This window comes from Pseudomonas sp. BIOMIG1BAC (assembly GCF_001705995.2).
GTDB classification, from domain to species: Bacteria; Pseudomonadota; Gammaproteobacteria; order Pseudomonadales; family Pseudomonadaceae; genus Aquipseudomonas; species Aquipseudomonas sessilinigenes.
Genome location: NZ_CP049045.1, coordinates 913,496 through 926,880, shown reverse-complemented (window position 1 = coordinate 926,880; position 13,385 = coordinate 913,496). Strand labels below are relative to the sequence as shown.

At 63.9% G+C, this 13,385-nt stretch carries 15 protein-coding genes; 10 read left to right on the top strand and 5 right to left on the bottom strand.

What is annotated here, in order from left to right:
• The first annotated feature begins 37 nt into the window (after positions 1-37).
• Positions 38-925 carry a DMT family transporter gene (locus ATY02_RS04155; protein WP_068577039.1) on the top strand — a complete coding sequence of 296 codons (888 nt, stop codon included), beginning with the start codon at positions 38-40 and terminating at the stop codon, positions 923-925.
• Between the two features lie 17 nt (positions 926-942).
• On the opposite strand, the gene ATY02_RS04150 is transcribed toward ATY02_RS04155, so the two are convergent.
• The 3 genes from ATY02_RS04150 to ATY02_RS04140 all read right to left on the bottom strand — a co-directional run bounded on the left by ATY02_RS04150 (position 943) and on the right by ATY02_RS04140 (position 2,896).
• Entirely contained in the window at positions 943-1,833 is an 891-nt protein-coding gene (locus ATY02_RS04150; protein ID WP_068577037.1) for an esterase/lipase family protein, read from the bottom strand.
• Between the two features lie 109 nt (positions 1,834-1,942).
• Complete coding sequence (locus ATY02_RS04145) at positions 1,943-2,248, bottom strand: DMT family transporter (RefSeq protein WP_068577036.1); 306 nt, start codon at positions 2,246-2,248, stop codon at positions 1,943-1,945.
• A gap of 9 nt (positions 2,249-2,257) precedes the next feature.
• Positions 2,258-2,896 carry an FMN-dependent NADH-azoreductase gene (locus ATY02_RS04140; RefSeq protein WP_068577034.1) on the bottom strand — a complete coding sequence of 213 codons (639 nt, stop codon included), beginning with the start codon at positions 2,894-2,896 and terminating at the stop codon, positions 2,258-2,260.
• A 137-nt stretch (positions 2,897-3,033) separates the two neighbouring features.
• On the opposite strand from ATY02_RS04140, the gene ATY02_RS04135 reads away from it, so the two are divergent.
• Together ATY02_RS04135 and ATY02_RS04130 are read left to right on the top strand one after the other, a co-directional pair.
• Positions 3,034-3,945 (top strand): LysR substrate-binding domain-containing protein, encoded by a 912-nt coding sequence (locus ATY02_RS04135; RefSeq protein ID WP_068577032.1) that lies wholly within the window; start codon positions 3,034-3,036, stop codon positions 3,943-3,945.
• Positions 3,946-4,068: 123 nt separating this feature from the next.
• Positions 4,069-4,599, top strand: coding sequence for a ferritin-like domain-containing protein (locus ATY02_RS04130; RefSeq protein ID WP_068577030.1), 531 nt, complete (start codon positions 4,069-4,071; stop codon positions 4,597-4,599).
• 54 nt (positions 4,600-4,653) lie between these two features.
• Here ATY02_RS04130 and ATY02_RS04125 read toward each other — a convergent pair whose 3' ends face one another.
• Positions 4,654-6,729 carry an AsmA family protein gene (locus ATY02_RS04125; protein WP_068577028.1) on the bottom strand — a complete coding sequence of 692 codons (2,076 nt, stop codon included), beginning with the start codon at positions 6,727-6,729 and terminating at the stop codon, positions 4,654-4,656.
• Positions 6,730-7,113: 384 nt separating this feature from the next.
• Here ATY02_RS04125 and ATY02_RS04120 point away from each other — a divergent pair, with 384 nt between their 5' ends.
• The 7 genes from ATY02_RS04120 (at position 7,114) to ATY02_RS04090 (ending at position 12,403) form a co-directional block, all read left to right on the top strand.
• Positions 7,114-7,665 carry a hypothetical protein gene (locus tag ATY02_RS04120; RefSeq protein WP_068577026.1) on the top strand — a complete coding sequence of 184 codons (552 nt, stop codon included), beginning with the start codon at positions 7,114-7,116 and terminating at the stop codon, positions 7,663-7,665.
• A 163-nt stretch (positions 7,666-7,828) separates the two neighbouring features.
• Positions 7,829-8,461 (top strand): TetR family transcriptional regulator, encoded by a 633-nt coding sequence (locus ATY02_RS04115; protein WP_068577024.1) that lies wholly within the window; start codon positions 7,829-7,831, stop codon positions 8,459-8,461.
• Positions 8,462-8,731: 270 nt separating this feature from the next.
• Entirely contained in the window at positions 8,732-9,232 is a 501-nt protein-coding gene (gene ureE / locus ATY02_RS04110) for an urease accessory protein UreE (RefSeq protein ID WP_068577021.1), read from the top strand.
• Entirely contained in the window at positions 9,229-9,903 is a 675-nt protein-coding gene (locus ATY02_RS04105) for an urease accessory protein UreF (RefSeq protein ID WP_068577019.1), read from the top strand. Before ureE ends, ATY02_RS04105 begins: the two co-directional genes overlap by 4 nt.
• A gap of 23 nt (positions 9,904-9,926) precedes the next feature.
• A complete protein-coding gene (gene ureG / locus ATY02_RS04100; protein ID WP_068577017.1) occupies positions 9,927-10,541 on the top strand; it encodes an urease accessory protein UreG in 615 nt (204 codons plus the stop codon).
• Between the two features lie 36 nt (positions 10,542-10,577).
• Complete coding sequence (locus tag ATY02_RS04095) at positions 10,578-11,150, top strand: HupE/UreJ family protein (protein WP_068577015.1); 573 nt, start codon at positions 10,578-10,580, stop codon at positions 11,148-11,150.
• 113 nt (positions 11,151-11,263) lie between these two features.
• The gene (locus ATY02_RS04090) at positions 11,264-12,403 is read left to right on the top strand and encodes an AGE family epimerase/isomerase (protein ID WP_068577013.1); all 1,140 of its coding nucleotides are present in this window, start codon (positions 11,264-11,266) and stop codon (positions 12,401-12,403) included.
• Positions 12,404-12,428: 25 nt separating this feature from the next.
• Here ATY02_RS04090 and ATY02_RS04085 read toward each other — a convergent pair whose 3' ends face one another.
• On the bottom strand, positions 12,429-13,334 hold the full coding sequence (locus ATY02_RS04085) for a cation diffusion facilitator family transporter (protein WP_068577011.1): 906 nt from the start codon (positions 13,332-13,334) through the stop codon (positions 12,429-12,431).
• Positions 13,335-13,385 lie beyond the last annotated feature (51 nt).

Here is a 13,385-nt window from a genome sequence, read left to right as displayed (position 1 = left end):
AGGATAATCAGCCCTCACCAACTTCCTGGCTGTTCCCATGCAATACGCTTATCCATTACTGGCCGTCTTCATCTGGGCCGGCAATACCGTCATCAACAAACTCGCCGTAGGCGCGATCTTTCCAGCGGAGATCGGTTTCTACCGCTGGCTGCTGGCGGGCCTGCTGTTCACCCCCTTCATGCTCGGGCCGCTGCGCCGCCACTGGTCGGTGATCCGTCCCAATCTGGGACGAATCTTCGTTCTCGGGGTGCTGGGCATGGCGGTGTACCAGAGCCTGGCCTACTTCGCCGCAGCGCTGACCTCGGCCACCAACATGGGCATCATCCTTTCGCTGATGCCGCTGATGTCCCTGGCCATGGCCATTGCTGCCCTGGGCCAGCGCCTGACTGCCGGAGCCCTGGTGGGAGCGGTACTGTCCTTCGCCGGCGTGCTGGTGGTGGTGTCGTCCGGCAGCCTGGCCACGCTGTTGCAACACGGGCTCAACCTGGGGGACGCGATGATGCTGGTCGCTACCCTGGCCTATGCGGTCTACAGCACCCTGCTGAAGAAATGGCAGTTGCGCCTGCCGCCCCTGCTGCTGTTGTACCTGCAGGTACTGGTGGCCGTGCTGGTACTGCTGCCGCTGTTCCTGGCATCGCCGAAGGCAGGCCTGACTGCGCAGAACATTCCGCTGGTGCTCTATGCCTGCCTGCTGGCCTCGGTGCTCGCGCCACTGGCCTGGATGCAGGCGGTGGTGCGCCTGGGACCGAGCCGGACCACGTTGTTCTTCAACCTGCTGCCCTTGATCACCGCATTGATCGCCGCCGTGGTACTGCACGAGCAGTTGGCCTGGTTCCACCTGGTGGGAGGGGTCCTGACCCTGGGCGGGGTGCTGCTGTCGGAGCGCTGGACCCAGGTACTGGGGCGGCGAGCGTGCGAGGCCTGAAGCACCTGCGCGACCACTCAGAGCCCGGCAGCCTTGAGGCGCCGGGCGTGCTCGACGAACAGGCGGATCGGTTCGGCACCTTTGCCCACCAGCCCCAGGGATTGGTTGACGATGTCGAAGTGATCCAACGGGTAGTCGTCGCCGATCACCAGGCCCAGGTGCGAGCTGTAGCGCCCGACCATGCCATCGCACTGCCCGGCCTCACGTACGAAGGTCCGAGCGAACAGGCGACAACTGCGGCTGGAGCCGTCGAGCAGGTTCCAACCGCGATTGGTCCTCCCCGGTTGCAGGGTGCCGGACCAGGAGTAGTAGCGCACACCATCCACTTCCGCGGCCCCCTGGCCGCCCCAGGCCGGCGGCAGGCCCTGGGGATACTGGCGGTTGAACAGCGCCACGCCCTCGCTTGTCAGCGACTGGTGCGAGGCATGGATGTCTGCGGGCAGCTTCGGTCCGCGGTAGCCGGTCTCAAGCAGCGTCATCAGCGCCGATAGCCCTCGCAACAACCTGCTCAGCATGCGCCCGCGCAGGCTATGGGCAGGCGAGTGCCGCTGCAGGTAATCCGCCAGTTCGGAGCCATGATTGGGGCCGGCCACCGAAGTCACCGAGGCCACCCACTGCGGCTGCCTGGCCGCTGCGTAGCGAGCGGTGAGCGCCCCCTGGCTATGGCCGATCAGGTTGACCCGTGAAGCACCGGTCCGCGCCATGATTTGCTGGATCTGCAACAACAATTGTTCGCCGCGCACTTCACTGGAATTGAGCGGCGAAACCTGCACCGCAAAGACCTGGGCGCCACCACCGCGCAACGCCGGAATGATCCCGTACCAGTAGGGGTACAGCAGCAAGCGGACAAATCCGAGCATGCCGGGCACCAGGACCAGGGGATAACGCGTGGCAAGCTCTTGGGACATGCGGAACATCCTTGTGCAGGGCGATGGGCCAGGCTGAAAACTAGACCATAACCAAGGCCGCCGTCAGTCCTTGTGACAGTCCGGCGACGGCGATATGACAAGGACTGGCCTACTTGAGCCCGATCACCCCGGCCACAATCAAAGCCACCGACACCAGCTTGACCGCCGACAGGCTCTCTCCCAGCAGCAAGCACCCCAACAGCACCGTGCCCAGGGAGCCGATGGCGGTCCAGATCGGGTAAGCCACGCTGACCGGCAGCTCGCGCATGGCCAGGGTCAGGAAGTAGATGCCGGCGATGGCCGCCACCACCGTCACCACCGAAGGCCAGGGCCGGGTAAAACCCTCGGCGTACTTCATGCCCATGGCGAAGGTGACTTCGAAGGCCGCGGCCAATAACAGGAATACCCAGGCCATGGTCTCTCCTCAGAAGTGCCGGGCCAGGGCCAGCAACTGCTGCTGGGCCTCGGCGCAGGATTGCTGGAAACGCTCGGGCAGCGACTCCTCGCCTTCGGCGGCGATCACCGTGACATCCTCGATGCCAATGAAGCCCAGGGCCGTGCGCAGCCAGCGGTCGGCGTGGTTCATCGCTTCGTGCTCGCCTCCCGGCCCAAAGCCACCACCGCCACGGCTGGTGATGACCAGCACCTTCTTGCCGTGTACCAGCGGCTGATAATGGGCCACGCCGTTGTCCAGCTGGGTGTTGAAGGTCAGCCCCAGGCGCACGATGTGGTCGACCCAGGCCTTGATGCCGCTGGGAACGCTGAAGTTATGCATCGGAGCCGAGATCACCAGCCGCTGGTGGCCGAGCAACTCGTCCACCAGTTCGTCGCTCAAGGCCAGGTCGGCCTGCATCGACAGCGGGCGGGCCTCGGGCTGTGGATAAAACGCCGCCGCAATGAATGCCTCGCTGACATGGGGCAACGACCCGCGCCCGACTTCGCGACGGGTCAATTGGCCTTGGGGGTTGGCGCGCTGCCAGGCCTCCAGGAAGGTGTCGGCCAAGCGCCGGCTATGGGAACGCTCCCCCCGCGGACTGCCATGAATTGCAAGAACTTTACTCATCTGACCTCTCTCCTGGCGAATAACCTAGGCGGCCTTGATACCGCCTCTGTTTCGCGCTAAAGCTAGGGCCAGCACACAGTCTCAACAAACGAATTTAAGTTGATACAGATGAATTCATATCATCCATGGAGCGTCCCATGTTTGCCCATCTGCCCCTGACCTCGCTGCGTACCTTCGAGTCCGCCGCGCGCTTGTCGAGCTTCAAGGAGGCCGCCGATGACCTGTCGGTGACGCCCACGGCGGTGTCCCATCAGATCCGCAGCCTGGAACACTGGCTGGGCGTACCGCTGTTCGAGCGCCTGCCACGCCAGGTACGCCTGACGGCGGCCGGCGAGCGCCTGTTCCATAGCCTGCACAGCGCCCTGCTGGACGTGGCGCAAAGTGTCGACACGCTGCGCCCCAAGCCCGACAACGCACAGTTGACGGTATCCACCACCGCGGCGTTTGCCGCCCTGTGGCTGGTCCCGCGCCTGGGGCATTTCTACGCCCAGCACCCCGGTATCAACCTGCGCCTGGATACCCAGTGCGAAGTGGTGGACCTGCAGCAGGACGCCAGCATCGACGTGGCGATCCGCTACAGCCTGGACGGCTACCTGAACCTTCATGGCCTGTGCCTGTTCGACGAACGCTTCGCGGTCTATGGCGCGCCACAACAGGTCGCCCTGGCCCGGCACGAGCGGCCGACCCTGATCAGCGTGCACTGGCGCAACTCCACGCTGTATGCCGATGGCTGGCAGGCCTGGTGTGCCCAGGCCGGGGAAAACTGGTTCGACGAACAGTCGCTGGTGCGCTCCTATGACGAGGAGCAGTACGCCCTGCAGGCCGCCATCGCTGGCCAGGGCCTGGTACTGGCGAGCAACATCCTGGTATCGCAAAGCGTCGCCAGTGGCCTGTTGCAGGCCTACCGGCCAGAAATCCAGGTCGGTGGCGCCGGCTACAGCGCTCTGTGCGTCCCCGGACGCGAACGCCACCCGCCGGTACGAGCGTTCCTTCACTGGTTGCAGCACCAAGCGCTGCATGCCGGACACCCGCCGCTGGCACGCAGTTGAGCCCATCCCCTTGCCCGCCGGCAGATCCGATAAAACTTTTTACCGCGCCCGCCACTCACACCCTAGGTAGCGACCAGGCCACCAGAGCCTGGCGCAAAACGGATCAGCCCCCAGGAGATCGAGATGAGCGAGATGCATTTGTCCGATGTGAATACCTTGCGCAAACGGGCGCGCAGCCATGTGGAAAACGGCGCCGTGACCGAGGGCTACAACGCCGATCGCGAAGAGATACTGCGCCTGCTCAATGAGTCGCTGGCCACCGAGCTGGTCTGCGTCTTGCGCTACAAGCGCCATCACTTCATGGCCAACGGCCTCAAGGCCAGCGTGGCGGCCAGTGAATTCCTCGAACATGCGACCCAGGAAGCCGAGCACGCCGACAAGCTGGCCGAGCGCATCGTCCAGCTCGGTGGCGCGCCGGAGTTCGACCCCGACCTGCTGTCCCGCCACTCCCACGCCCAGTACGTGGCGGGCAACACCCTCAAGGAAATGGTCTACGAGGACCTGGTGGCCGAGCGGATCGCCATCGACAGCTACCGCGAGATCATCCAGTACATCGGGGACAAGGACCCCACCACCCGCCGCTTGTTCGAGGAGATCCTGGCCCAGGAAGAAGAGCACGCCGACGACATGGCGGATATCCTCCAGGACCTGTAGGCCCTCTCCGTCCCTGCCAGCGCCAGCAGCAGGGGCGGGAGCCTCATCCTCGGCCTACTTGCTCGGTTTGACCGTGGCCGGGGCCTTGCCCGAACGCATTTGTTGCAACAGCGGCGCGCACTGGTTGGGCTCGTCGTTGCTTGGCGCCACCAGGGCCAGCAGCCCCGCCGCCGGGCCCGCGATCACCCCCAGCGCCACCATCCCCGCACCACGCAATACCAATGGCACGGCCTTGACCCCGGCGCTGGGCTTGATGAACTTGCCCTGGACATAGAGCGGCGAACGCAGGGAGAACAGGCGCAGCCCCTTGGATTCGGGGGTAATGGTCAGGTCCAGTTGCTCGGTGGCCATGTTGGCGGTGCCATCGATGTAGATGATGGCGTTCTCGGTATCGAAGACGAACAGCCGCGAGGTGGCCAGGCCGGTCTTGATGCCAAAGTCGGCAGCGGCACAATTGATCTTCACTTCCTTGTCGCCAAACAGCTTGCCAACCACATAGTTGCCGACGTTGAGCCCGGCGATCTCCATCAGGCTGCGGCTGATGGCGCCATCGTTGATCAGCATCTTCAGGTCGCCATTGGCACTGCCCAGCAGGGCCGCCACCGAGTTGCCGCGCCCGGCGATATCGGCGTCGCCGTTGAGTTCGCCGAAGCTGGTCTTCATGGGTTCGAAGGTGGGGAACAACTGCTTGAGCTTGAAGTTGCGAGCCGTCAACCGAGCCCGCCCCTCCAGCGGGGTGGCATGGCCGTTGAGTCGTATCTGGGCATCGAGCTTGCCACCGGCGACACCGAAGCGCAGGGGTTCGAGGCTGAGCTGGCCGTCATTGAGCACCAGGTGCGTGTAGAGGTCGGTGAAGGGCAGTTCGGCGCTGTGGACGATACGCTTGCCGGTGAATTCCACATCGGCGTCCATATCGCGCCAGCGCTCGGTACGGAACTCCTCGACCGGCAACACCCTGTCCGTCGGCTGCTTGCTTTCGCCTCCCCGGGCCTTCTGCTTGGCATTGGAGTCGGCACCGATCAGCGGAGCCAGGTCACTGAACAACAGTTGATTGGAAACCAGTGCACCACTGAGCTTGGGCCGCGGCTGGCTGGCCACGTAGGCCAGGCTGCCGTGGATGTCGCTCTCACCGATCTTGCCGTTGAAATCCTTGTAGCTGAAGGCCGCACCTGCCGGGTCGTGCAGTTTGGCGGTCAGGCGCCCATCGGTGGAGTACGGCGGCGAATCGGGCAAGGTCACCCCAGTCAACGGATAAAGGTTGCCCAGGCTGGAGCCTACCAACTTCAGGCGCAGGTCCAGGGCGCCGAGATTCAAGGGATCGGTCAGGCTGCCGCGCAGCTCGATGCGTGAATCACCGATCTGCGCCTGGGCCTGGAGCGGGAAGGGCTTGCTGGCATCCTTGAGCGCCAGCAGGCCACCGATCTTGCCGCTGCCAGCGAGCTTCTGCCCGTGGTACTGGCCCTTGACCTTGAGGGCAAAGGCATAGGCCTGGGGTTCCCCTCCTTGCTCGGCCACTCGCTTGGCTTCGCTCTCGCCGACGATATCGCTGAACGCAATGGGCTGGCCGAGCAGCTCCACTTGCAGGTCCAGGCGGGTCTTGAGGTTCTGGTCATCCAGGGTCACATGGCCCTTGTCGAAACCAATGGCGCCGATATCCACGCTCCACTTGGAGGGCTCGGCATCGGGCTCCTGCGGATCGAACTTGAAGGTCCAGTTGGCGCGTCCATCCGCCAGCCGCTGCAGGGCGACTTCCGGCTCGGTGAGATCGATACGCGGGATGCTCACCTGCTGCACCAGCAGTGCCAGGGGCGAGATTCGCAGTTCAACCCGCTTGAGGCTGACCATCTGCGGGGCCTTGGACCAGTCCGGGTTGCCCAGGGACAAGTCCTGGGCCACGACATGGGGCCAGGGTATCCACGCCCGCCAGCCGCCCTCGTCGGGTTCGCGCTGCCAGGCCACCGACAAATCGCCATTGATCGCGAACGGTCGGTGCAGCTCCTGGGACACCTTGTCATTGATGATGGGCTTGACCCGGTTCCAGTCGAAGAACGCGATGACCAGCACCAGCCCTGCCAGTAGCAGGATCAGGCCGGTGACGATCCAAAAGAGAATTTTACGAGTGCGCGTCATTGCACGAGGCTCCTGATGACAACTGAGCGCCCAACCACGACGCATAGGTGAAACGCCACTGGAAAACCGGTGGCCGTGAAACTACGACTGACAAACCCTGCCCAGGTTTAATCGAAACGCCCGAACAGGAGAAAAAGCATCGATTGCTGACCATTCGGACAACCATGTGTTACCGACTTTTGCCCCTCTCTGGCGCACCAGTGAGTCGAAACTACCCACTCCAGTGCAAGACCCCGCCAGCGAAGAAGCCCGGGCTAGAGCCTCAGAGGCAAACAATCAATTCTGTTGATTATCATCATTGTGTTTATGAACTTTTATATCGATTTTGTGGCGGTAACATTAGCTCCGTACCCAATTTTTCGCCCTCCCACGGAGCAACCGATCATGAAACGCCACATCCTTTTAAGCTTGACCTTATCGATCCTCGCCGCCAACGCCTTTGCCCTGCCTGCCGCTGAACAAGCGACTCCGCAAATCCAGGCCAGCCACAGCAGCGTGTTCACCCAGACCCTGGCCGAAGGTGGCTCGGATCGCCTGATCGAACGCAACGACAAAGTCGCAGCCGATGGCTATGACCGCACTCCACAGGGCCAGAACGTTGCCGAAGATGGCTACGACCGCACCCCTCAAGGTCAAAACGTAGCTGAAGGCGGCCGTGATCGCCTGGAAGAGAAAGGCCTGGTCGAAGATGGCTACAGCCGCACCCCACAAGGCCAGACCGTTGCCGAAGGCGGCCGTGATCGCCTGGAAGAAAAAGGCCTGGTCGAAGATGGCTACAGCCGCACCCCACAGGGCCAGACCGTTGCCGAAGGTGGCCGTGATCGCCTGGAAGAAAAAGGCCTGGTCGAAGATGGCTACAGCCGTACCCCACAAGGCCAGACCGTTGCCGAAGGCGGTGCCGATCGCCTGGCCGAACGTCATCAAGCTGCGAGCTGAGGCCATGGTGGCCCAGAAAAAAGCCCGGTCCCTGGATCGGGCTTTTGACTTTTCAAGAGGCTGACTCAGCCCTTGCCTGCCCTGGCTCGACGCCAGTTCGACTCCGGCAAAGTTGATTTGCTAGAGTGCCCCGCTCTCCCCCGAGCAAAGAATTTCCTCGCCGATGCTGCCCCGTGCCGAACAGAAGCAACAGACCCGCAATGCCCTGATGGATGCCGCCAGGCATTTGATGGAAGGTGGCCGAGGCTTCGGCAGCCTGAGCCTGCGGGAAGTGGCGAAAGCCGCCGGCATCGTCCCCACCGGGTTCTACCGACACTTCAGCGATATGGACCAGCTGGGCCTGGAACTGGTCAGCGAAGTGGGCCAGACCTTCCGTGAAACCATCCGCCTGGTCCGCCATAACGAATTCGTCATGGGCGGCATCATCGACGCCTCGGTACGGATCTTTCTCGATGTAGTGGAAGCCAAGCGCGTGCAATTCCTGTTTCTCGCCCGCGAGCAATACGGCGGCTCGCTGCCGGTACGCCAAGCCATCGCCAGCCTGCGGGAAAACATCAGCTCGGACCTGTCCGCCGACCTGGGCCTGATGCCCAAGCTGCAACACCTCGATGCCGCCGACCTCAGCGTCATGGCCGACCTGGTGGTCAAGAGCGTGTTCGCCACGCTGCCGGACATCATCGATCCGCCGCCCCAGGCCTTGCCTGAACACCTCACGCCCCAAGCGAAGATGACCCAGCAACTGCGCTTCATCTTCATCGGGCTCAAGCACTGGAACGGCTTGGGCAGCACCGAGTAACGCCCCACCCCGGCAACGTCGCCAAACGAATGCTCCCCGCTCTGGAACGGGCCTTTTCGCCTGCCCGCAAGATCGGCACCGGATTGCCGCAAAAACATTTGCAGCGCACCAAGTCAGTGCTATAAATCAGCTCGACGCATTAATTTGTAACAAGACAAAACAAGGTTTTGCCCCTTTTTCAGGCGCAGTTCCAGGGGTTTTCCTTTTCTCCGAGCGATTGGCAAGGCCCTTGCTCTGGCTTGTGCATCGCTCATAGCTGGAAGCCTTCCGATGCTGGTGATCCACCGCCGAACCGCCCCCCAGGCCACCTGGTCCGCCGAACTGCACCTGACCTACGAGGCGCGTAGCAAAAGTCGCCTGCGCTGCTTCAGTGCCACGGGTGAAGATGTCGGCCTGTTCCTGGAGCGTGGCCAACCACCCTTGCATGATGGCGAGTTCCTGGTCGCCGAGGACGGACGCATCGTCAAGGTCTGCGCCCTTGCCGAAACCCTGCTCCACGTCACCTGCCACAATGCCTTCGAGCTGACGCGCGCGGCCTACCACCTGGGGAATCGCCATGTCGCCCTGCAAGTGGGCGATGGCTGGTTGCGGCTGCTGGATGACTACGTGCTCAAGGCCATGCTCGAACAGCTGGGCGCCAACGCCACTCCCCTCGAGGCGCCCTTCCAGCCAGAGCATGGCGCCTATGGCGGCGGGCACCACCACTCGCATCACGGCGATGCAGACTTCAACTACCCGCCGCGCCTGCATCAGTTCGGCATCCGCCCGTGAATCCGGCATGGGCCCTGCTGCGCCTGGCCAGCCCTCAACTGCCCATCGGTGGCTACAGCTATTCCCAGGGGCTGGAGATGGCCGTGGAACAGCGACAGGTCCGCGATCCGGACAGCGCCCGACGCTGGATCGGCGATCAGCTACTGCTCAACCTGGCGCGCTTCGAAGCGCCTTTGCTGCTGGCCCACTGTCGGGCCGCCGATGCGCAGGATTGGGAGCGCCTGCAGCAACTCTGCGAGGAGCATCGCGCCAGCCGCGAAACCCGCGAGCTGTATCTGGAAAGTCGGCAGATGGGCTACTCCCTCAAGCAACTGCTCGAAGGCCTGCCGGAGCTGGATGCCGACGCCCGGCGCCTGCTGGCGCAGCTGGACGAGCCACACCTGGCCCTGGGCTGGGCCCTGGCCGCCCGTGCCTGGCACATCGCGCCTGACGATGCCCTGGCTGCCTGGCTGTGGAGCTGGCTGGAAAACCAGTTGGCGGTGCTGATGAAGACCCTGCCCCTGGGCCAGCAAGCCGCCCAGCGCCTGACCAGTGAATTGCTACCACTGCTGCAGCAGGCCCAGCGGCAGGCCGCCAGCCTCGACCCCGATCACTACGGCAGCGCCGCCTTCGGCCTGTCCCTGGCGAGCATGGCCCATGAGCGCCAGTACAGCCGCCTGTTTCGTTCCTAGGGCCTGTCATCTTGGAGAATCACATGAACACACAACCTTTGCGCGTTGGAATCGGCGGCCCGGTGGGCTCCGGCAAGACGGCCCTGACCCTGGCCCTGTGCCTGGCCCTGCGTGAGCGCTACAACCTGGCGGTGGTGACTAACGATATCTATACCCGCGAAGACGCCGATTTCCTGGTGCGCAACCAGGCCCTGGCCCCGGAGCGCATCATCGGCGTGGAAACCGGCGGCTGCCCACACACCGCCATTCGCGAGGACGCATCGATCAACCTGGAGGCCGTGGATCAGTTGAACCGCCGCTTCCCGGGGCTGGACCTGATCCTGGTGGAGTCCGGCGGCGATAACCTCTCGGCCACCTTCAGCCCGGAACTCTCGGACCTGACCATCTACGTCATCGATGTTTCGGCCGGCGACAAGCTGCCGCGCAAGGGCGGCCCGGGAATCTGCAAGTCCGACCTGCTGGTGATCAACAAGATCGACCTGGCGCCGCTGGTCGGCGCATCCCTGGACATGATGAACAGCGATACCCAGCGCATGCGTGGCGGCAAGCCATTCGTCTTCAGCAACCAGAAAACCGGCCAGGGCCTGGCGGACATCATCGCCTTCATCGAACGCCAGGGCCTGCTGACCGCCGCCTGACTCCACCCACTCGATACTCGAAAAGGAAAGCGCCCCATGACCCTCCAACGCATTCTCGCGGCCCTGGCCCTGTTGCTGGCTCCCACCCTGGCCCTGGCCCACCCCGGGCACGGCGACAACGGCCTGATGGCCGGCATTGGCCATCCCATCGGCGGCCTCGACCACCTGCTGGCGATGCTCGCCGTCGGCCTGTGGGCCGCCCAACAGCAGGGAGCGGCACGCTGGGCACTGCCCTGCACCTTCGTCGCCACCATGCTGATCGGAGGCCTGCTGGGCTTCGCCGGCCTGGACCTGCCCGCCCTGGAGAGTGGAATCGCGGCTTCGGTGCTGGCCCTGGGCCTGGCGGTCGCCCTCGCCGTACGCCCGCCGCTGGCGCTGGCGGTGGCCGCCACCGCGCTGTTCGCCTTGTTCCACGGCGTAGCCCATGGCCTTGAGCTGCCGGAGATGTCCAGCCCCTGGGCCTATGCTGCCGGGTTCGTTGCCGCCACCGCAGCCCTGCACGCAGTGGGCTATGCCGTGGTTCGGGCATTGCCCCAGGCTGCCGCGCCATTGGTACGCATCGCCGGCGCGCTCTCTGCCGCAGCCGGTGTATGGCTGCTGGCAGGCTGACCGGCCCTCCTCCTGCGCCAGCCGGAGCGAGCGGCTGCGACGCAGGAGGCAATCGGGGTGGCCTTCTCTGCTAACATGTCGCGCATTCAAACCTGCCGTGACGACGCCAGCCAATGCCCGATGTATCCCACCCCGCCTCCTCGCCCGACGCCAATGCGCTGTTCCAATCCGTGCAGCAGCACTTCCAGCAGGTGATCGTGCCCCTGTGGCAGGGCCCGGGCTGGAATCCGCAGCTGGCGTTGCCTTTCGAAGCGCTGGATGCCGAACATCGTCCCTTGCCGCCCCAACGCTATCGGGCCATGGCCTGCGCCCGGCAGTTGTACGTATTTTCCCAACTGATCGGCGATGCCGCCGCCCCCTTCGCCCAGGAGCGCGCCGCGGCGCTGTTCCGTTCCTTGCAGCGGCATTTCCATGATGCCGAGCACGGCGGCTGGTTCTACAGCATCGACCCGCAAGGGGCACCACTGGATCGTCGCAAGGATCTCTATACCCACGCGTTCATCGTGTTCGCCTGTGCCCACTATTGGGCCAAGGTCCGCGAGCCCCTGGTGGAATCGGCGCTCGACGCCGCCCTGGCAGTGGTGGCCCGGCGTTTTGCCCGGGACGATGGCCTCTACGAGGCCAGTCTCGACGAGGACTGGTCTTCCCTGGGCTCGGGCCCACTGCAGAATCCATTGATGCACCTGGCCGAGGCCTTCCTCGCCACCCTCGCCGCCCGGGATGACCAGGCAGTGCAGGAAGCCTTGCTCGAGCTGTGCCAGGGCATGCAACGGTGCTTCATCGATCCGCAGCATGGTGTGATGATGGAAAAGCCGCTGGGCACTGTGGATAACTGGTTCGAGCCGGGGCATCAGTTCGAGTGGTACTTCCTGCTCGCCTCGTCACCGCTGCTGCGTGAAACGGCGCTGCAAACCTCCCTGGAACGGGCGTTCGCCTTTACCGAGCAGATGGGGGTCGATCCGCAGAGCGGCGCCGTGTGCGCCATGCTCGAACTACCGCCCCAGGCCGCCCCCAAGGATGCCACCCAGCGTATCTGGGCCCAGGCCGAGTACCTGCGAGCCCTGACCTTGCGCCCCGATGGCCAAACCGCCCTGGAGCGCCAGCTGCAGGCGCTGCAAGGCAAGTTCCTGCATGCCGGTGGTTGGCATGAGTGCCTGGATGCAGGTGGCGCGGTCAGCCGCCGGGACATGCCCTCGACCACGCCTTATCACCTGGCCACCTGTTATCAGGGGCTGGCCGGCTACTTCGGCTGAAGCCCCTGCCTGGCATGGGGACCACTCAGGCAATCCACTTGCGATCCCCGGTGAAGCTGATGGTCAGCCAGCGCGCGCTATCGGCCCCTCCCAGTTGGCTGGAGATGTCCTCGCGCATGCGGTCCAGGGTCGCCACATCGCGTAGCGGGTAATCGGCTGGCAATACCACGTGGATTTCGATGAAGCGCGCCCGTCCGTGCTTCTGCACATAGCTGACGTAGTCCTCGAAACCATGGGTGGCCTTGGCCTGCTCCATCACTGTGCGTACCGTCTCGTCCAGCTGGTCGGGCGCGATACCCAGAACCTCGCGCAGGGCCGGGCGCAGGATCTTCAGGGCCGGCGCCAGCATGCTCAGGGCCAGCACGATCAGGATCATCGGGTCGACATACACCGCCCATTGGCCATGGCCATAGTGCTTGAGCAGCAAGGCACTGACGAAGCTCACCAGCAGCCCCACCGAGAGCATGGCGTCCACCAGCCAGCTGATGTTGTCGAACTGGATCAGCGACGACTTGAGCTTGCGGTTGCGATGGCGCACGTAGAAGAAGTAGGCGAACTCCACCACGGTGAACACCGCGGCATAGACGATCACCAGGCCCAGCTCGATCTCACGGCCGCCGTTGATAATGCCGAACACGCCGTTGAGAAAGGCGTAGATGGCGATCAGTAGCAGGAAGCTGCCCTCGATCAACAGCACCATGGGCTCCAGGTGCCAGAAACCGAACTGGAAACGCTCGTTGCCCGGCTTGGTAATCAGCCTGGCGGTGATCAACATCAGCACCTTGATGAAGGTCGCGATCAGGGAAAAGAAACCATCGAACAGGATGGATTGGGCACCAGAAACAAAACCCGTGACGATACCGGCGATCGCCACGGCGAACATCAGTACGGTCGATTGCTTGAGCAGAGCCTGCTCACCTCGGTTACTCACGATTCCTCCCACGGAACTTGGCAAACACCGCCTCTATTGCTGCGGCAATAC